The organism is Luteimonas yindakuii (genome assembly GCF_004803715.2).
GTDB classification, from domain to species: Bacteria; Pseudomonadota; Gammaproteobacteria; order Xanthomonadales; family Xanthomonadaceae; genus Luteimonas; species Luteimonas yindakuii.
Map to the genome: position 1 here is coordinate 1,060,231 of NZ_CP039383.2, position 18,837 is coordinate 1,079,067.

Consider the following 18,837-nt stretch of genomic DNA (forward strand, 5'->3'; position numbering starts at 1 on the left):
CGGCCCCGATGGCCGCACGCAATGCAGGAGTTACGAAGATGGGTCAGTCAGTGGTGGTGATCGGCGCGCAGTGGGGCGACGAGGGCAAGGGCAAGATCGTCGACCTGCTCACCCAGGACATCGGCGGCGTCGTCCGCTTCCAGGGCGGCCACAACGCCGGCCATACGCTGGTGATCAACGGCAAGAAGACCGTGCTGCACCTGATCCCCTCCGGCATCCTGCGCGACGACGCGCTGTGCCTGATCGGCAACGGCGTGGTGCTGAGCCCGGCCGCGCTGATCAAGGAGATCGGCGAGCTCGAGGCCGCCGGCGTCGAGGTGCGGTCGCGGCTGAAAATCAGCCCGGCGACGCCCCTGATCATGCCGTACCACATCGCACTCGATCAGGCCCGCGAGAAAGCCGCGGGCGGCAAGGCCATCGGCACCACCGGTCGTGGCATCGGCCCGGCCTACGAGGACAAGGTGGCGCGTCGAGGCATCCGCGTGGCCGACCTGCACTACCCGAAGCAGCTCGAAGAGCTGCTGCGCACCGCGCTCGACTACCACAACTTCGTGCTCACCAAGTACCACGGCGTCGAGGCGGTCGACTTCCAGAAGACCTATGACGAGGCGCTGGCGTTCGGCGAATACGTCGAGCCGATGAAGTCCGACGTGGCCGGCATCCTCCACGAGCTGCGCAAGCAGGGCAAACGCGTGCTGTTCGAGGGCGCGCAGGGCGCCCTGCTCGACATCGACCACGGCACCTATCCCTACGTCACCAGCTCCAACACCACCGTCGGCGGCGCGCTGGCCGGTGCTGGCGTTGGTGCGGATGCGATCGACTACGTACTGGGCATCGCCAAGGCCTATGCCACGCGCGTCGGCGGCGGCCCGTTCCCGACCGAGCTCGACGACGACGTCGGCCAGGGCCTGCGCGACCGCGGCCAGGAATACGGTGCTTCGACCGGCCGCCCGCGCCGTTGTGGCTGGATGGACATCGTCGCGCTCAAGCGCGCGGTCGCCATCAACGGCATGTCCGGCCTGTGCATCACCAAGCTCGACGTGCTCGACGGCATGAAGACACTGAAGATCTGCATCGCTTACGAGTACCACGGCAAGCGCACCGAGTACGCGCCGCTGGATGCCCAAGGCTGGGACGAGTGCACCCCCGTGTACCTGGAATTCCCGGGCTGGGAGGAGAGCACCCACGGCATCACCGAGTGGGACAGGCTGCCGCCCGCCGCTCGCGCCTACCTGCGTGCGCTGGAGGAACTGGCCGGCTGCCCGATCGCCATCGTCAGCACCGGCCCGGACCGCGCCCACACCATGGTGCTGCAGGATCCGTTCGCTTGATCGCAGCGTTCACCATGCAGCAGAAAACCCCGCGCAAGCGGGGTTTTTGCCGATGCAGCCGCTGAAATATCTCGGCGGCTACCCGCCGCAGGTGCAGGCGCAGGTGCGCGAGCTGATCGCGCAGGACCGGCTGGGTGCGCTGCTGGCCACGAAGTACCGCGACCCGCATGCGGTGCGCAACGACGGCCAGCTCTATGCATACGTGCAGGCGTTGAAAGACCGCCACATGCGCAAGGCCGCGCCGCTGGGCAAGGTGATCTACGACGGCAAGCTGCAGGTGCTGAAGCACGCGCTGGGCACCCACACCACCATCTCGCGCGTGCAGGGCGGCCGGCTCAGGGCGAGCCGCGAGATCCGCATCGCCAGCGTGTTCCGCGACGCACCCGCGGAGTTCCTGAAGATGATCGTCGTGCACGAACTCGCGCACATGAAGGAAGCCGAGCACAACAAAGCCTTCTACCAGCTGTGCACGCATATGGAGCCGGACTACCACCAGCTGGAATTCGACCTGCGGCTGTATCTCACCCAGCTTGAACTGCAGGCGCGGGCGGCGCGCGCAGGGGATCTGCCGGCGTCGTGACCTCCGCGCAGCAGGCTCAGCCCTGCCGCCGGCGCGCCAGTCCGTCCACGCAACGCTGCAGCAGGTCGATCAGTGCTTCCTGCTCGCCCGCGCGCAGTCCCTGCAACGCATCCTCGATGGCCGCGCGTGCGACATGGCTGCCGCGGGTCACCAGCTCCAGGCCACGCGCGGTGGCCTCGAACGCCTGCACCCGGCGCAGGATGGGGTGGGGCGCACGCGCCGCCAGTCCCTCGCGCTCGAGCCGGCCCATGATCTGGTGCATGGTCTGCGGCGCGATGCCGTTGAGCCGGGCCAGGTCGGCGTTCGATATGCCGGGGTGTTCGACCAGCGTCATCAACGCCAGCGCCTGCGGTCGCGTCAGCTGCACGCCCGCGGCCTGCAGCCGGGTTTCCACGTGGTCGGTCAGGCCCAGATGCAGCGCCTTCAGCAGCGTCCCCGCGCGGTATGCGCGCGAGGACCTGAATTTCCCCAGTGTGTCGATACCGGACTTCGCCATGCGTGCTGCCATCACTCCGGAGTTATCAGTACGCTGATAGCTTCCCGGCCTCCTGACAAGCCCCCGCCGCGATGCGCATACATCTCCGACTGCTGTCGATCTCCGCACTGCTGGCCCTGGCCGCCTGTGGCGAGAGCGCCCCGCCCGAGGCCGTGCCCAGCCTGACCGTAAGCCTGGCCTCGCCGCAGCTTCGTGAAGTGACACGCGACGTGGTGGCCTCCGGCGCGGTGGAGGCGTGGGAGGAGGTGTCGGTGGGCGTGGAGCTGTCGGGCCTGCGGGTGGCGAGCGTCGACGTGGAGGTCGGCAGCGTCGTCGCCGCCGGCGATGTCCTGCTGCGGGTCGACGACCGCACGCTTGCCTCGCAGCTGGCGCAGTCGGATGCGTCGGTGCGCGAAGCGCAGACCAACCTCGAGACCGCGCGCCGACGCGCCGCGCGCGTGCGCGAACTCGCCGACGAACGCCTGGTGGCGCTGCAGGATGCCGAACAGGCCGAGGCCGAGCGCGACAACGCGCAGGCACGGCTCAACACGGCGATCGCCAGCCGCGACGCCGCGCGCGTGCAGCGCGACTTCACCGTGGTGCGCGCACCGGTATCGGGCGTGGTCTCCGCGCGCAGCGTGCAGCCGGGGCAGGTGGTGGGCGCCGGTGGCGAGCTGCTGCGGCTGATCCGCGATGGCCGGCTGGAATGGCGCGCCGAACTCGCCGAGGGCGATCTGATGAGTGTCGGCACCGGCACGCCGGTGCAGGTGGACACGCCTACCGGCCCCGTCGCGGGCACCGTGCGCACGGTGTCGCCTGCGCTGGATGCACAGCGCCGCACCGGCACGGTCTATGTCGACCTGCCCGATCCGGGCCCGCTGCGCGCCGGCATGTTCGCGCAGGGGCGGCTGGCGCTGGGCCGTGCGCAGGCGCTGCTGGTGCCGAACGAGGCGATCGTACGCCGCGACGGCCGTGCCTATGCGTTCACCGTCGAAGGCGATGGCCGCGTGCGCGAGCGCGGGGTCGCGGTCGGCGCCACCCATGGCGACATGATCGAGGTGCGCGACGGCCTCGACGCCGACGACCGCGTGGTCGCGCGTGGCGCCGGCTTCCTCGGCGATGGCGATCTGGTGCGCGTGGTCGACAGCGCAACCGTGGCCGATGCAGCGAACGCCGATGCCCGCGGCGCCGCAGGCCCGGATGCCGAAGCCACGCCCGCCACCGCGCCGGCTGCACCCACCGGTGCCGGCGCCACCCGCGAGGCCACCCGCGACGCCGCCACCGGGACCCTCGCCGAATGAACTTCTCCGCGTGGTCGATCCACCGGCCGTTGCCGGCGATCCTGGTCTTCATCCTGCTCACCGCCGCCGGCCTGATCGCCTTCAACCGGCTGGCGGTGTCGCAGTTCCCCGACCTCACCGTGCCGGTGGTCAACGTCACCGTGATGCTGCCGGGCGCCAGCCCCAGCACGCTGGAAACCCAGGTCACGCGCAAGGTCGAGGACGCCACCGCCAGCATCCCGAACCTCCGCAACACCGCCTCGATCGTCAACGAGGGCGTGTCCACCACCATCCTGACCTTCGAGATCGAGAAGGACGGCACGCTGGCCAAGGACGAGGTGCGCGACGCCATCGACCGCGTGCGCATCGACCTGCCGGCCGATGTCGAGCCGCCGATCGTGTCGCTGGTCAACGTCACCGGCGGCGACATGCTCACCTATGCCGTCACCGCCGACGGCTGGAGCGACGAGGAGCTCAGCTGGTTCATCGACGACACCGTATCCAAGCGCCTGTTCGCGGTGCCGGGCGTGGGCACGGTGCGGCGCATCGGCGGCGTCGACCGCGAGATCCGCGTCGACCTGCGCCCCGAAGCGGTGCAGGGCTTCGGCGTCAGCCCGGCGCTGATCAGCCAGCAGCTCGCGCGCATCCAGCAGGAGCAGCCCGGCGGCCGCACCACCGTGGGCGGCAGCGAGCAGGCCGTGCGCACGCTCGGCACCGTCGAGAACGCCGCCGACCTCGCCAACTTCCCGATCTCGATGCCGGATGGCCGCAGCGTGCGCCTGTCCACGCTGGCCACGGTCAGCGATGGCAACGCCACCGTCAGCCAGCGCACCACGCTCGACGGCCGCCCGGTGATCGGCTTCGCCGTGCAGCGCACCACCGGCACCAGCGAGGTCGATGTCGGCAACGCCGTGCGTGCAAGCGTCGCGAAACTGCAGGACGAACAGCCACGCGTGCGCATGGTGGAAGTGGCGTCGACCACCCAGGTGGCCGAGAACTCGTTCAAGTCCTCGATGCACATGCTCTACGAGGGTGCCGCGCTTGCGGTGGCGGTGGTGTTCCTGTTCCTGCGTGATTTCCGCGCCACCTTCATCTCGGCGATTGCGCTGCCGCTGTCGATCATCCCGACCTTCGCGGTGATGTACTGGCTGGGCTTCAGCCTCAACATGATCACGCTGCTGGCGCTCGCCGTGGTGGTCGGCATCCTGGTGGACGATGCGATCGTCGAGGTCGAGAACATCGACCGCCACCTGCGCATGGGCAAGTCACCCAAACAGGCGGCGCTGGAAGCCGCCGACGAGATCGGCCTTGCCGTCATCGCCACCTCGTGCACGCTGGCCGCGGTGTTCATCCCGGTGGCCTTCATGCCGGGCATCCCGGGGAAATTCTTCCGCGAGTTCGGCTGGACCGCGGCCGCCGCGGTGCTGTTCTCGCTGCTGGTGGCGCGGCTGATCACGCCGATGATGTCTGCCTACATGTTGAAGCCGTTGCCCGAGCACAAGGGCGATTCGAAGCTGATGCAGTGGTACCTGCGCTTCGTCGACGACTCGCTGAAACACCGCAACCGCACGCTGGTGGTCGCGCTGGCGATCTTCATCGGTTCACTGGCACTGCTGCCGCTGCTGAAAGTGACCTTCATCCCGCCCACCGACGGCATCCAGAGCAACGTGCTGATCGAGCTGCCGCCCGGCACCGCGCTCGCCACCACCGGGGAAGTGGCCGAGACCGCGCGCCAGCGCATCGCCGACATCCCCGAGATCGAGCACGTGTTCGTGACCGCCGGCAGCAACTCCGGCGCCAATGGTCCGGCCGGCGACCTCACCAGCGCCGAGCTGCGCAAGGCCACGCTCACCATCCGCTGGAACGACGACCGCGACCTCACCCAGTACGAACTGGAAGCGCAGGTGCGCGAACGCCTCGCCGACCTGCCCGGCGTGCGCCTGAGCTTCCAGGGCGGCGAACCCGGGCGCGCGCTGCAACTGGTGCTGGCCGGCGACGATCCGGTGAAGCTGGCCGCCGCCGCGCGCGACGTCGAGCGCGAGATCCGGCAGCTGCCGGGCCTCGGCACCGTGGGCTCGTCGGCCTCGCTGGTGCGCCCGGAAGTGATCGTGCGCCCGGACCCGGCGCGCGCCGCCGACCTCGGCGTGTCGACCGCCGACATCGCCGCCGCCACCCGCGTCGCCACCCGCGGCGATTACGAACAGTTCCTCGCCAAGCTCAACCTGCCCGAGCGCCAGGTGCCGATCCGCGTGCAGCTCGACGAACGCGCGTTGTCGGACCCGTCACTGCTCGGCCAGCTGCGCGTGCCGACGTCGACAGGGGGCAGCGTGCCGCTGTCGTCGGTGGCCGAAATCACCACCGCCAGCGGCCCGTCGCAGATCGACCGCTTCGACCGCCGCCGCAACGTCACCATCACCGTGGACTTGAACGGCATGGCGATGGGCGAGGTGGAGAAGCAGATCGACGCGCTGCCTTCGCTCGTCAACCTGCCCGTGGGCGTGGAACGCCAGGCCGCCGGCGACAGCGAGATCTTCGCCGAGATGTTCGGCGGCTTCGCGATGGCCATGGTGGCCGGCATCTTCTGCGTCTACGGCGTGCTGCTGCTGCTGTTCAACCACGCCAGCCAGCCGATCACGATTCTCGTCGCGGTGCCGCTGGCCGCGGGCGGCGCGTTCGGTGCGTTGCTGATCACCGGGCTCGACATCTCGCTGTCGGTGCTGATCGGCCTGATCCTGCTGATCGGCATCGCGGTGAAGAACTCGATCCTGCTGGTGGACTACGCGGTGATGGCGGAAGCGCAGGGCATGTCGCGCCACGAGGCGCTGATGGACGCCTGCCACAAGCGCGCGCGCCCGGTGATCATGACCACGATGGCGATGGGCGCCGGCATGATGCCGATCGCGCTCGGCCTCACCGCCGATGCCAGCTTCCGCATGCCGATGGCGGTGGCGGTGATCGGTGGCCTGATCACGTCGACGGTCCTGAGCCTGGTGGTGGTGCCGGCGGCGTTCACCCTGGTCGACGATGCAGAAGCCTGGATGATCTCGAAGTTGCGCCGCGGCAGGCGCGGAAACGACCCGGCGACCGCCTGAACGCGTGCGCACCCCAACTTCCGGCATACCGCGACGATCGGCGCGATGTCTTAGAGTTGTGGGTCAACTGTCTGGAACCACTTCATGATCCTTCGTTCGTGCGTACTGTCCGCCGCCATCGCGGCCACCCTGATGAGCACCAGTCTTCCCAGCGCCGCCCAGTCGACCCCGCCGCGCGCCGAGCAGTCCGCCAATCCGCTGATTGGCGCCTGGAGCACTCCCGACGGCGTGCCGCCCTACGACCGCATCCGCCCCGAGCACTACGAGCCCGCGTTCGACCTGGCCATCGCCGCCGCGCGCGGGCAGAGCCAGCGCATCGCCAACGACCCCGCCGCGCCGACCTTCGAGAACACCATCGAGGCGATGGAGCGCTCGGGCCGCGAGCTGTCGCGCGTGGCCAGCACCTTCTTCACCGTGGCCTCGGCCGACGCCACCCCGGCCAACCAGGCCATCCAGAAGGCCATCGCGCCCAAGCTTGCACGGCTGTCGAACGAGACCATGCTCGACCAGGCGCTGTTCCAGCGCGTGGACACGCTCTACAGGCAGCGCGACGCCCTGGGCCTGAACGCCGAGCAGGCGCGCCTGCTGGAGCAGACGCACAAGCGCTTCGTGCGTGCAGGCGCGGCGCTCTTGCCCGAGGCGCGTACGCGCGTGGCCGCGATCAACGAGGAGATGGCGAACCTCGGCGTGCAGTTCGGCCAGAAGCTGCTGGCCGACCAGAAGGCCAATGACGTCTTCCTGACCGCCGCCGAAGTGGAAGGCCTGCCTGCCGACCAGGCCAGTGCCGCGGCCGCCGCTGCCGAAGCCGCCGGCAAGCCGGGCCAGTACCTGTTCCCGGCCACGCGTTCGGCCGCCGAGCCCTTCCTGACCGCGGCACCCGACCGCGGCGCGCGCGAGAAGATCTGGCGCGCCTTCACCTTCCGCGGCGACAACGACAACGCCAACAACACCAGCGCAGAGATCAGGCGCCTGGTGGAGCTGCGCATCGAGCGGGCCAAGCTGATGGGCGCCGCCACGCACGCCGACTTCGTCCTCGCCGACGCCATGGCCAAGAGCCCGGACGCGGCCATGGAGCTGCTGATGGCGGTCTACACGCCGGCGCTCGAACGCGCGAAGGAAGAGCTGCGCGACATCCAGGCCCTGGCCGCGAAGGACGGCGTCACCGACGTCCAGCCCTGGGACTGGCGCTACTACGCCGAGCAGGTGCGCAGCGAACGCTTCGCGCTGGACGAGGCGCAGGTGAAGCAGTACATGCCGCTCGACGGCATGGTCGACGCGATGTTCGAGACCACGCAGAAGCTGTTCGGCCTCACCGTGCACGAGCGCAACGACATCCCGGTGTATGCCGACGGCGTGCGCGTGTTCGAGATCCGCGAGGCCGACGGCCGCAAGGTGGGTCTGTTCTACGCCGACTGGTTCGGCCGTCCCACCAAGCGTCCCGGCGCCTGGATGAACAGCATCCGCGTGCCGAACGGCCTGCTGGGCGAAACCCCGATCGTGGTCAACAACCAGAACATCACGCCGCCGGCCGCCGGCGAGCGCGCGCTGATCTCGCTCGACGAAGCACAGACCCTGTTCCACGAGTTCGGCCACGGCCTGCACGGCCTGCTGTCGACCGCGCATTACCCGAGCCTGTCGGGCACGGCCGTGTCGCGTGACTTCGTCGAGTTCCCGTCGCAGGTCTACGAGCACTGGATCACCGAGCCGACGATCCTGCAGGCGCATGCCCGCAACGCCGACGGCGAGCCGATGCCCGCGGAGATGCTGGAGTCGCTGCTGAAGGCGCAGACCTTCAACCAGGGCTTCTTCACCGTGCAGCAGCTGTCGTCGGCCATCCTCGACATGCGCCTGCACCAGCTGACCGCGCTGCCGGCCGATTTCGACGCCGGCAAGTGGGAAGCCGCGCAGCTGCGCGAGCTGGGGGTGCCGGAAGAGATCGGCATGCGCCACCGCCTGCCGCACTTCAGCCACATCTTCGATGGCGGCTATTCGGCCAGCTACTACGCCTACACCTGGGCGGAGGCGATGGACGCCGACGGCTTCGACGCATTCAAGGAAGCCGGCAACGTGTTCGACCCCGAGCTTGCCGCCAAGCTGCGCCGCGAGGTGTACGAGGTGGGCAACACCCGCGATCCGGCCGAGAGCTATAGGGCCTTCCGTGGCCGCATGCCCACCGCAGATGCACTGCTGCGCAATCGCGGCCTGAAGTGATCCTTCGGCCACTGCGGTAACGAAAAAGGCGACCCGGTTGATCGGGTCGCCTTTCTTCTTGACGGGTTGCTGCGGAACAGGCCGCTCAGCGTGGACCCGAGGTCACCTGCGCGACGTCCTGGTCGACCGGGCCTGCTCGAACTCTGGAAAGGTCTCGGCCAATGAGTCCTTGTCCGGCAGGATGTAGAATACCCCGCCGCGCTCGAAGGTCGGGCGGATGACCGCCTCGTAGAACTCCGGGGCGACGTTGATGCAGCCATGGGTGACGCGGTTGTCGTCCGGCGTCGGCGAGGCCAGGCGCTCGGCGCGCTTCTCGGCCGGGACGCCGGTCGCGGTCGGATGGATCGACACCGCGGACTCGTAGTCCACCCACAGCACGCGCCCGGCGTCGATCGATGGGCCATAACCGCCGACGAAACGGCCGGCAGGCGTCGTGCGATCGCGCCCGGGAATCTCGCGCAACGCGAGGCCGGCGATACCGGGGGCCGTATGGTCGCCGACCGCCGACCCGAACAGCCCGGGGGCGGCGCCGCGCAGGCGTCCGTCACCGCCGAACACCAGGATCTGCGCGGTCGCCTTGTCGATGATCGCGAACGGATAGTCCTGGCTGTCCTTGGCGGCGACCACCCAGCCGGCAAGCTCGATCACCGTGCTGGACACCTCCTGGCCGCGCGGAAGCTGGTCGACGGCGGTGGCGGGTGGTGCGGCGGCCTCCCTGGCGTTCGCCATGCCGGCGCAGGCGAACCCGAGCGCCAGCGCGAGCGCGCACTGCATGGCGCGCATCGCAGGGTATGTGCTGGTAGCGATGGGAGAAATCCTTGGAACGGGAACGGAGAGGTGAAACAAGGGACCCGTGGCCGACGAAGGCCGGCGGGTCCCCGGTCAGGCCGCGCATGGCGGCCTGTCATTGCGATCAGCCGCGCGGCACGCGGCGCGGCGCCGCCTCCAGCTGCTGGACGCGGCCTTCGATCTGATCCAGCCGTCGATTGGCCTGCTGCGCGGACTGGTTCGCGGATTCGGCACTCTGGGCCGCGCTCTGCACCCGTGAATCGACTTGGTCGAGGCGCGAATTGATGCCCGCGAACTCGTCGTCATAGGTGGCGCAGGCCGAAAGACCCACGGTGGCAAGGATCGCCACTCCGAGCGTACGCGCCACTGCCAGCTGCTTCTTCTTCAGGGACATGACCATCTCCTCTGTCGGGGGCCTCGAATATAGCGGCGTTTGCGGCGGAGCCGTGACCCGCCTTCAGCTGACGTTGCAGGTCGTGCAATAGCGATGAAGGAGCACAAAGTGACATTCAGCGGCACGCGCGTATCCGCGAAACCGGCCCCGGGGCTCCAGGTCATCGCACCGATGGCCCTCGGTCCGTCGGGCCGACCACCTCGCCGTCTTCCTTGGTGAACGGCTGTGCCAGCGGCGGCAGGATGTCCAGCACGACTTCCGACGGCCGGCACAGCCGCGTGCCGGTGTCGGTGACCACGAACGGACGGTTGATCAGCGCCGGGTGCGCCAGCATCGCGTCGAGCAGCTGCGCGTCGGTGAGCGCCGGATCATCGAGGCCGAGGTCGTCGTAGGGCGTGCCCTTGCGGCGCAGCGCATCGCGCACGCCGATGCCGGCGGCCGCGATCATCGCGCTCAACTGCTCGCGGGTCGGTGGATCGCGCAGGTACTCGATCACCGTCGGCTCGATGCCCACATGGCGGATCAGCGCCAGGGTGTTGCGCGAGGTGCCGCAGGCGGGGTTGTGGTAGATGGTCGCGTCCATGGGTGCTCCTCAGGTTCCGGTGGATGTCGCTGTGGCCGCGAGCGTCGCCGCGGCCACGTCGCCCTTGCGTTCGCTGTAGCGGCTGGTCAGGTAGTCGCCGTGGTCGCGCACCAGCAGGGTGAACTTCACCAGTTCCTCGATCACGTCGACCACGCGGTCGTACAGCGGTGACGGCTTCATGCGCCCGTCGGTGTCGAACTCCTGCCAGGCCTTGGGCACCGACGACTGGTTGGGGATGGTGACCATGCGCATCCAGCGCCCGAGCACGCGCATCGCGTTGACCGCATTGAACGACTGCGAGCCGCCGCTGACCTGCATCACCGCCAGCGTGCGGCCCTGGGTCGGGCGCATGCCGCCTTCCTCCAGCGGCAGCCAGTCGATCTGGTTCTTGAACACCGCGGTGATGCTGCCGTGGCGCTCCGGGCTCACCCACACATGGCCCTCGGACCAGGCTGACAGCGTGAGCAGCTCCTGCACCTTCGGGTGGTCGACCTCGCAGCTGCCCTGCACCGGCAGGCCATGCGGATCGAACACCCGCGTCTCGGCGCCGAAGTGGCGCAGCAGGCGCTCGGCTTCCAGCGCCAGCTTGCGGCTGTAGGACTCCGGGCGCAGCGAGCCGTAGAGGATCAGGATCCGCGGCGGGTGCGTGCCGGACGTGCCGAGGCGCGCCGCATCCGGCCGCTCGAGGGCGGCGGGGACGGCATTGGGCAGGTCGTCGGGCGGGGCGGTGATTGCGTGTTCGAAATTCATTCGACTATTCTAGAAACATGGAACTTAAAGACGCAAGCGCCGCTCTCTCGGCCCTGGGGCACGTCACCCGCCTGTCGATCTTCCGCCAGCTGGTCGAGGCCGGCCCCGAGGGGCGCACGCCCGGGCAGATCGCCGAGGCACTGTCGCTGGCCGGGGCGACGCTGTCGTTCCACCTCAAGGAACTCGCCGCGGCAGGGCTGATCGAGGGCGAGGCGCACGGCCGCAACATCTCCTACCGCGCCGATTTCGACGCCATGAACGGCCTGCTCGAATTCCTCACCCGCAACTGCTGCGGTGGCGATGCCGGCCGCTGCGCCCCCACCGCGCCCACCACCAGCAAACGCGCGCCGGCGCGGAAGGCCTGATCCATGCTGCTGGCGCTTGCGATCTTCGTGGTCACCATCGTGCTGGTGATCTGGCAGCCGCGCGGGCTGGGCGTGGGCTGGAGCGCCAGCTTCGGCGCGCTGCTGGCGCTTGTGACCGGGGTCGTGGGCCTGGGCGACATCCCCACCGTGTGGGGCATCGTCTGGAACGCCACGCTGACCTTCGTCGCGGTGATCCTCATCAGCCTGGTGCTGGACGAAGCCGGCTTCTTCGAGTGGGCCGCGTTGCATGTCGCGCGCTGGGGCGGGGGTCGCGGACGCACGCTGTTCGTGCTGCTGGTGCTGCTGGGCGCGGCGGTGGCGGCACTGTTCGCCAACGATGGCGCCGCGCTGATCCTCACCCCGATCGTCATCGCCATGCTGCTGGCGCTGCGCTTCAGCCCCGCGGCCACGCTGGCGTTCGTGATGGCGGCCAGCTTCATCGCCGATACCGCCAGCCTGCCGCTGGTGGTGTCGAACCTGGTCAACATCGTCTCCGCCGACTACTTCGGCATCGGCTTCGCCGAGTACGCCGCGGTGATGGTGCCGGTGAACCTGGTCTCGGTGGCCGCCACCCTGCTGATGCTGCTGTGGTTCTTCCGCAAGGAGATCCCGGCCAGCTACGACGTCACCCGGTTGAAGGACCCGCGTGCGGCGATCCTCGACCGCACCACCTTCAACGCCGGCTGGGGCGTGCTGGCGCTGCTGCTGGTGGGCTTCTTCGGGCTCGAACAATTGGGCGTGCCGATCAGCGCGGTGGCCGGCGCCGGTGCGCTGGTGCTGCTGGCGGTCGCCGCGCGTGGCCACGTCATCCCCACCCGCAAGGTGCTGCGCGAGGCGCCGTGGCAGGTGGTGGTGTTCTCGCTGGGCATGTACCTGGTGGTGTACGGCCTGCGCAACCGGGGCCTCACCGACCACCTCGCCGTGCTGCTGGACGCCTTCGCCGGCCACGGCCTGTGGGCCGCGACGATGGGCACGGGCCTCCTCACCGCGTTCCTGTCCTCGGTGATGAACAACATGCCGACCGTGCTGGTGGGCGCGCTGTCCATCGATGCCAGCCAGGCCGACGGCGTGGTGCGCGAGGCGATGATCTACGCCAACGTCATCGGCAGCGACCTCGGCCCCAAGTTCACCCCCATCGGCAGCCTCGCCACCCTGCTGTGGCTGCACGTGCTGGCGCGCAAGGGCATCCGCATCACCTGGGGCTACTACTTCAGGGTGGGCATCGTGCTGACGCTGCCGGTGCTGCTGGTCACGCTGGCCGCGCTGGTGGTGCGGTTGAGCGTGGGGTGAGGGGTGAGCGGGGTGGTCTGGCCAGCCCGGTGAGGACGAGACAACACGGCAACTGCACGCCCTCAATCCGTGCCGGTTTCAGTTGTCGTCAGCATCGACATCGCCTGCAACACCGGCAGCGCATCCATCAGTTGCTGCTTCTGCCCGTCATCAAGGTCGTGCAGCCATGCCACCAGCGGCTCGAGCTTGCGTGCATGGCCTTCCAGCAACAGCCGGCGTCCCCGGGCCGAGGCCTCGATCACCCAGCCACGGCCATCCAGTGGATCCGGCCTGCGTCGCACCAGCCGCTTCTCCTCCAGGCGGGTGACCGTGCGGGTCATCGACGGCGGGCGAACCGCTTCATGCCGCGCAAGCGTGCCGATGTTCATCGCCCCACCATGCACCAGCACGGCCAGCGCCGATGCTTCCGACGCCGAGAGCTGGGGTGCCTCGTCGAGCGCCCGAAGTACGCGCGGCAGCCGCACCGCCACCATCACCAGTGCATCGGCAAGCCGCAGGTCATCATCGACATCGCCCACCTTGACACCTCCTCCAGTCCACCAACATAGTTAGCATAGCTAAATAACCCGGTGGCGGACATGACACGTACGCGCGCTTACCTGTTGCTGGGGCCCGTTGCCTTCGTGTGGTTCTTCGCGTGGATCCTTCTGCTGGACCTGCTGCGACCGGAGTACACCTCGGCGCACAAGGCGGTCAGCGAGCTCGGCGCAATCGGTGCGCCGCATATGTGGGCGATGAACCTGTTCGGCTTCATCGCCACCGGCGTGATGCTGATGCTGGCAGCACGCGGCTACCGCGCCGTCATCCCGCAGCGATCCAGGTTCCCGGCCGCGATGCTGTGGCTCACCGGGCTGCTGTTCGCCCTGACCGCCGTGCCCATCGCCATGGCACCCGACGGCGATCCCGACCGCAGCGCGCCGATCACCCAGGTGCACCTGCTGATCAGCCAGCTCGGCCTGCTGCCCTGGCTGATCGCGCTGTTGGTGCTGATGACGCGCTTCGGCGACCGCGCACACCGCCCGTTGGCGCTGATCAGCCTGCTCACTGTCGTGGCCTTCATCGGCGTCATCGTTCTGTATGCCGCCGGTGTTGGCGCCACCACCCCCGGCCTGATGCAGCGCCTGTGGTTTGCCGTGGTGCTGGGCTGGTTCGGCGCGGCCGGGCTGTGGCTGGCGCTCGCGCAGGGTGCGGGAGCGCGGCATGCCGTTGTGGGCGAGGGGCGCGGCTGAGTCCATCTGATCAGTCGCGAGCAAGCCGGTGCTGTCCTTCGCGGGTGTGTCCGAGCGTCATCAGCGCAAGCGGGCGAAAGAACTTCCGTCCGCAACGAAGTGGAACGATAGGTCGTCGTCGGCGACATCTGCACAGATGACATGGAGGACAGGTCGCCGGCTACCGGCGGGGGGTAGCTGATAGGCGGTCTCCTGGGCGTCCGCGAGCCCCTCGTGCCACGGATAGATCAGCACAGCCTCATTGCAGGGGTAGACAGCGGCGTAGGCATGCAGCTGGTACGCATGCGCGTCCGGCGGCGCCAATCGACCCCGTCGATCCACATCTACCCGGCTCCATTTGGTATCCGCCACCGCCAACACCTCCGGGCCGGCGCTGAGGACGAGATCGGGCCTCAGGCGGAAGTACTTCCTTTCGGCATCGCCCAGAAGGTCCGCAAGGTGTCGCCCGGTGTGCTGCAAGTGCAGCTGCAGACCTTTCGAGCCCGCGCGGTGCCGCAGCCTCGTCGCCACCGCGGCTTCGAAGAGCCTGTTCATGTCGAACAGAAGTTCCGGAGCGGAGTTTGTGCCCTTGCGAACGTCGGGTGACAGCAACCGCAGGATCCAGCCGGCCCAACGCAGAGCCGCCGCGTAGTGATCGACCTGTCGGTCCTTGGTCAGTCGGCCATGCAGCGACAGACCATCCCTGCGCGTCGGTACTTCATCAAAGGCCGCTGCCATCTCCAGCCACAGCCGTCCCGACTCCACGCCCCGTGCCCAGGGGCGGGCTGCAATCAGCGCTGCTTTGAGGACCTGATTCCAGGGGTTGTCGGCGGTCAGTTCGTCGAAACGGGATGCAATCCGATCCACCCGCATCGCGTGGGTGGTGGCCTGACGCTGCAGGAGCAAGCGCCCACGGATAACCCTTAGGTCTTCTTCGTCAATGCGGTAACGGTGCACGAGCCCGATCCGGACCAACCGTGCCAACGCCTTTAGATAGGCCAATACGAACACATCCAGGAGTTCCCGCTGCTGCAGACCATGGTCCACGCTTCCGGCCGCGAAGATGGGGAGGTCGTATGCCCATCGCAGCAGCCGCAGCAACGTCCCGCGTGCGAGGGCAGGATCGGCGTCTTCGCCAACCTTCGGCAGTACTTCCAGCACACGCCCACCGCCGAGGTTCACCAGCCCGACGAACTGGGAGAACCGCACCGAGCGGTGGCCGAAGACGCAGAATCCCGGGCGCTGTTGCGTCATGGACGCGAGCCGCTCAGCCTCGATAGGCGAAAGCGTCGACGCGCCGCTCCCGACTGGAACTACCTCGTGCTCGAGCACAGTCAGCGTGCGGAACTCCATAGGTCAGTCAGGCGCGGCTGAAGTGTCGTAGATCGATCGAAACGTCTCGGCCGTCCAGGCGGTGGAGTCGGTCAAGACGTAACGCACACGTTCCTGCGCGCCGATGTCGGCATGGCTGCCAAAGACATCGGCCGCGTCCAGCGTCTCGGCGCGCAGGAACGGGGAACCTCCGCTGCGCGCGGAGAGGACCAGGGCGATGCGACTCCAGTCGTCGAAGAAGTACTCCTGCAACAGTGGAATCACCTGCAATCGGAACGCAGTGCGTAGATCTTCAAGGCTCGCCACGCGGGTGAAGTAAGCGTGGCCGATGAGCCGATCGCGGTCCGCCAGAAACTCGAGCCGTTCGTTGATGGCCTGGAGAAGCCTGGACAGCTCCACACCTTCGATCCGCCGCTGCAGCACCTTGTAGTCCGGCGGCATCTCTTCGAACTCGAAGCGCCGCCGCAATGCGACGTCGAGAAGGGCGATGGACCTGTCGGCCGTGTTCATCGTGCCGTAGATGTCGAGGTTCTCCGGTACGCCAAAGCGTTCGCCGTCGCCGTCCTCGTCACCCGTCCCCGGCAACTGGACTTCCATGCCACCGACCAGTGCACCATCAGCGTCATAGCGGGCACGCTTGTCGGGTTCGATGAGCGTGATGAGTTCACCGAAGACCTTGGCGATGTTGGCTCGGTTGATCTCGTCGATGAACAGCGCATAGGGCTTCCCGGAATTGGCCCGGGCCTCAGCGCAGATCTGTTTGAACACGCCGTCCATCATTCGAAAGCCGGTCGCGCCGGTGTCACCGCTGTTGTCCACGACCACCGGACGCAGGCCGATCACAAAGTCTTCGTACGAGTATGAAGGATGGAAGGTCACCACCCGGTATCTCGCCACTGGGCGAGCTGAAACTCCGGGGCCTGCCTTCCATAAGTCCATGAGTTCGGCGGCCTCGCTGTCGCCGTCCCGCCAGTCAGGGAGGACGGTCCAGTCGGAAGCCTCGGTCTTGGTGAAAAGGAAGGGCGGGCGGCGATCCGCGACGTTGACCGTGGCCACTTCCAGCGGGGTGTGACTCTGCAGGTATCCCCAGAGGGTCGCCCGAACGTTGCTTCGCTTGCGTTGGGCGGCCTTGGCCTTGATCAGACCGTGCTGCTCGAGGGAGGTGACCTTGGCCGGGTTGGCGAGGTCCGCAAGTGCGGCTGCGATCACCGCTCGCCAGCCGAATCTTGTGACTAGCCTCAGTTCCCAGGTGGCCCTGTCTACATCTGCAGGTTGATCCGTGTACCTCGCAAACAGCTGCTGGAGCTTCCACGTCTTGCCCGTTCCAGGTGGGCCGTACAGGATCAGGTTGCGTGCTGCACCCTGCTTTCGTGGGTAAGCAGGTACCGGCTCGGCGACAACAGGCGTATCGGCCTTCTCCTCCGACGCGCTGTCATCGGGTTCGTTCGGCTTTTTCCACTGATCCCGCAGCGGCTCGAGGTAAAAGTCGATATCTGCTGTCCCGTAGCGTTGTTCCTGGGTACGGCGCAGTTCCAGCAGTGCGTCGTCCAGCTGACGGTCGGTCCAGTGGCGGGTCTCTTTCCTCGGCGCCACCCCGAATCCCTGCAGGACTTTGTACCGGTCGCCATTGCTCGACATGCGTTCCACGCGCTCCGGAAACAGGAAGTAGCGGAGCATGTGGCGGAACTGGCGATCTCCGCTTTCCTGGATCGTCTCTATCCAGGCGAGGAACCGGTCGTAGTCAGCGAATATCCCGGTGCGCTCGTCAACGGGCAGCGCCTTGATCGACTGACCCAACCTGACCAGGTAGACAATCTCCCGCCAGCGGTTGGTGTTGACCCCCATCCCGCCGGATCCGATTCCGTCCAGCATCCTGTCGGCCAGCATCGGATGTGCGGGATCGAGCGACTCTCCGGACCAGCCCCACACCTGCATGACACCTTCGCGCTTGGTGTCTTCTGTGATGTTGCTGGGGAACAGGAACAGCGCCCAGAGAAGTTCGGCCATCAGCTTGCGGGCATCGGGTGGTGCATCCTCCAGCTGGGCCTGCAGCTTCTCGTAGAAGCTGCCGCTTCCGACATCGAGGCGCTGGAGGAAGTACCGATCCAGCGCGTCGTAGTTGGCCGCCGTACTGATGGCCCCGGCCCCAAGGATGCTGCCATCCCTGACGAGACACGACTGCACCCATTCGCGGCCGGCAGCCGTGATGGACGGGGCGTCGTGGTGATAGGTGTAGAGCGCCATTCAAGTCTCCGATTGATTGCACCCGAGCCCAGAGAAGTACAGCTCGCCAGTGACAACACGCCGCGGATCGGGCGAGCCAAGCCTGTGTACTCGACGATCCGGGCGAGTATGTCAGCCCGCGCAAAAGCACAGTGGATGGACGCGGCTTGCCAGTGATCCGTCGGCGTCACAGGCCGCGGGCGTGCATCATCAGTCCCCAGCTGAAAGAATCGCCAGAGCTGAGCAGAGACCCGGAGCTTTCCATGCGAGTACTTTCCGCCCTGCTGAAGATAGCCGCCGCGCCGATCGCCCTGGCCCTCGCACTCTCCGCCTGCGCCACCGCGCAGGACACGCCGGCCGCATCCACCGACGACGAGGTGACCATGCAATCCCCGGTACTCGAACGCTTCGCCACGCCCGTCGACGGCATCCACAGCGGCGGCAGGGTCAGCGCCGACGATCTGCCTGCGCTGCGCGCGGCGGGCATCCGCCATGTGATCAACCTCGCACCGGCGGCGGAGACGCCCGGCTTCGACGAGGCGGCCGCGGTGCGTGCGGCGGGGATGCGTTACGACAGCCTGCCCATTGCCGGTGCGGCGGATCTGGACCGCGAGGCGGTGGTGGCGTTCGACCTGCTGCTGCAGGCGGCCGATGGGCTGACGCTGGTGCATTGCGCCAGCGGCAACCGGGTGGGCGCGCTGGCGGCGTTGCGTGCGGCGTGGCTGCACGGTGCCGACGAGGAAGCCGCTGTCGAAGAAGGCCGGCGCTGGGGCCTTCGTGGGCTGGAAGGCGAGGTGCGCGGGCGGCTGGCGCGCGAGCGTTGCGTGGCCGATGCAGGCGATGCCGACAGCGCGGCGCGCTGTGACGCCGCGGGCTGAGCCGGCCTGGCAAGCGGGCAGTCCGGCACGGCACTTGCAAGGGGAGCCCGGTGATC

General features: G+C 68.1%; 17 protein-coding genes. 9 read left to right on the forward strand and 8 right to left on the reverse strand.

Features of this window, described 5'->3' with window-relative positions; translation table 11 throughout:
- Positions 1-38 precede the first annotated feature (38 nt).
- Together E5843_RS04825 and E5843_RS04830 are read left to right on the forward strand one after the other, a co-directional pair.
- Positions 39-1,331, forward strand: a complete 1,293-nt coding sequence (locus E5843_RS04825; RefSeq protein WP_134672946.1) for an adenylosuccinate synthase — start codon at positions 39-41, stop codon at positions 1,329-1,331.
- Positions 1,332-1,383: 52 nt separating this feature from the next.
- Positions 1,384-1,911 (forward strand): M48 metallopeptidase family protein, encoded by a 528-nt coding sequence (locus E5843_RS04830; protein ID WP_136411993.1) that lies wholly within the window; start codon positions 1,384-1,386, stop codon positions 1,909-1,911.
- A 16-nt stretch (positions 1,912-1,927) separates the two neighbouring features.
- Here E5843_RS04830 and E5843_RS04835 read toward each other — a convergent pair whose 3' ends face one another.
- Positions 1,928-2,419 carry a MarR family winged helix-turn-helix transcriptional regulator gene (locus E5843_RS04835; protein WP_244240864.1) on the reverse strand — a complete coding sequence of 164 codons (492 nt, stop codon included), beginning with the start codon at positions 2,417-2,419 and terminating at the stop codon, positions 1,928-1,930.
- 59 nt (positions 2,420-2,478) lie between these two features.
- Between E5843_RS04835 and E5843_RS04840 the strand changes: the two genes are divergently transcribed.
- The 3 genes from E5843_RS04840 (at position 2,479) to E5843_RS04850 (ending at position 8,969) form a co-directional block, all read left to right on the forward strand.
- Positions 2,479-3,687: an efflux RND transporter periplasmic adaptor subunit gene (locus E5843_RS04840; RefSeq protein ID WP_136411995.1), complete on the forward strand. Its 1,209-nt coding sequence runs from the start codon at positions 2,479-2,481 to the stop codon at positions 3,685-3,687.
- Positions 3,684-6,758 carry an efflux RND transporter permease subunit gene (locus E5843_RS04845; RefSeq protein WP_136411996.1) on the forward strand — a complete coding sequence of 1,025 codons (3,075 nt, stop codon included), beginning with the start codon at positions 3,684-3,686 and terminating at the stop codon, positions 6,756-6,758. The genes E5843_RS04840 and E5843_RS04845 overlap by 4 nt, the downstream gene beginning before the upstream one ends.
- A 132-nt stretch (positions 6,759-6,890) precedes the next feature.
- Positions 6,891-8,969, forward strand: a complete 2,079-nt coding sequence (locus E5843_RS04850; RefSeq protein ID WP_136411997.1) for a M3 family metallopeptidase — start codon at positions 6,891-6,893, stop codon at positions 8,967-8,969.
- A 102-nt stretch (positions 8,970-9,071) separates the two neighbouring features.
- On the opposite strand, the gene E5843_RS04855 is transcribed toward E5843_RS04850, so the two are convergent.
- From E5843_RS04855 to arsH, 4 genes are all read right to left on the reverse strand, one after another.
- Positions 9,072-9,725 (reverse strand): L,D-transpeptidase, encoded by a 654-nt coding sequence (locus tag E5843_RS04855; RefSeq protein ID WP_141066130.1) that lies wholly within the window; start codon positions 9,723-9,725, stop codon positions 9,072-9,074.
- Positions 9,726-9,882: 157 nt separating this feature from the next.
- The gene (locus tag E5843_RS04860) at positions 9,883-10,152 is read right to left on the reverse strand and encodes a hypothetical protein (RefSeq protein WP_134672952.1); all 270 of its coding nucleotides are present in this window, start codon (positions 10,150-10,152) and stop codon (positions 9,883-9,885) included.
- 160 nt (positions 10,153-10,312) lie between these two features.
- Positions 10,313-10,735: an arsenate reductase (glutaredoxin) gene (gene arsC / locus E5843_RS04865; protein ID WP_136411998.1), complete on the reverse strand. Its 423-nt coding sequence runs from the start codon at positions 10,733-10,735 to the stop codon at positions 10,313-10,315.
- A 9-nt stretch (positions 10,736-10,744) separates the two neighbouring features.
- Positions 10,745-11,485 (reverse strand): arsenical resistance protein ArsH, encoded by a 741-nt coding sequence (gene arsH / locus E5843_RS04870; RefSeq protein WP_141065726.1) that lies wholly within the window; start codon positions 11,483-11,485, stop codon positions 10,745-10,747.
- Positions 11,486-11,502: 17 nt separating this feature from the next.
- Between arsH and E5843_RS04875 the strand changes: the two genes are divergently transcribed.
- Together E5843_RS04875 and E5843_RS04880 are read left to right on the forward strand one after the other, a co-directional pair.
- Positions 11,503-11,850 carry an ArsR/SmtB family transcription factor gene (locus E5843_RS04875; RefSeq protein ID WP_136411999.1) on the forward strand — a complete coding sequence of 116 codons (348 nt, stop codon included), beginning with the start codon at positions 11,503-11,505 and terminating at the stop codon, positions 11,848-11,850.
- Positions 11,851-11,853: 3 nt separating this feature from the next.
- Positions 11,854-13,140, forward strand: coding sequence for an arsenic transporter (locus tag E5843_RS04880; RefSeq protein ID WP_136412000.1), 1,287 nt, complete (start codon positions 11,854-11,856; stop codon positions 13,138-13,140).
- A 62-nt stretch (positions 13,141-13,202) separates the two neighbouring features.
- Here E5843_RS04880 and E5843_RS04885 read toward each other — a convergent pair whose 3' ends face one another.
- On the reverse strand, positions 13,203-13,658 hold the full coding sequence (locus E5843_RS04885) for a MarR family winged helix-turn-helix transcriptional regulator (protein ID WP_136412001.1): 456 nt from the start codon (positions 13,656-13,658) through the stop codon (positions 13,203-13,205).
- Between the two features lie 60 nt (positions 13,659-13,718).
- Here E5843_RS04885 and E5843_RS04890 point away from each other — a divergent pair, with 60 nt between their 5' ends.
- Positions 13,719-14,369, forward strand: a complete 651-nt coding sequence (locus E5843_RS04890) for a DUF998 domain-containing protein (protein ID WP_136412002.1) — start codon at positions 13,719-13,721, stop codon at positions 14,367-14,369.
- A gap of 60 nt (positions 14,370-14,429) precedes the next feature.
- Here the strand turns inward: E5843_RS04890 and E5843_RS04895 are convergent, their stop codons facing one another.
- Complete coding sequence (locus E5843_RS04895) at positions 14,430-15,701, reverse strand: McrC family protein (RefSeq protein WP_141065727.1); 1,272 nt, start codon at positions 15,699-15,701, stop codon at positions 14,430-14,432.
- 3 nt (positions 15,702-15,704) lie between these two features.
- Positions 15,705-17,924 carry an AAA family ATPase gene (locus E5843_RS04900; RefSeq protein WP_136412004.1) on the reverse strand — a complete coding sequence of 740 codons (2,220 nt, stop codon included), beginning with the start codon at positions 17,922-17,924 and terminating at the stop codon, positions 15,705-15,707.
- A gap of 242 nt (positions 17,925-18,166) precedes the next feature.
- Here E5843_RS04900 and E5843_RS04905 point away from each other — a divergent pair, with 242 nt between their 5' ends.
- Positions 18,167-18,781, forward strand: a complete 615-nt coding sequence (locus E5843_RS04905; RefSeq protein WP_244240835.1) for a protein tyrosine phosphatase family protein — start codon at positions 18,167-18,169, stop codon at positions 18,779-18,781.
- Positions 18,782-18,837 lie beyond the last annotated feature (56 nt).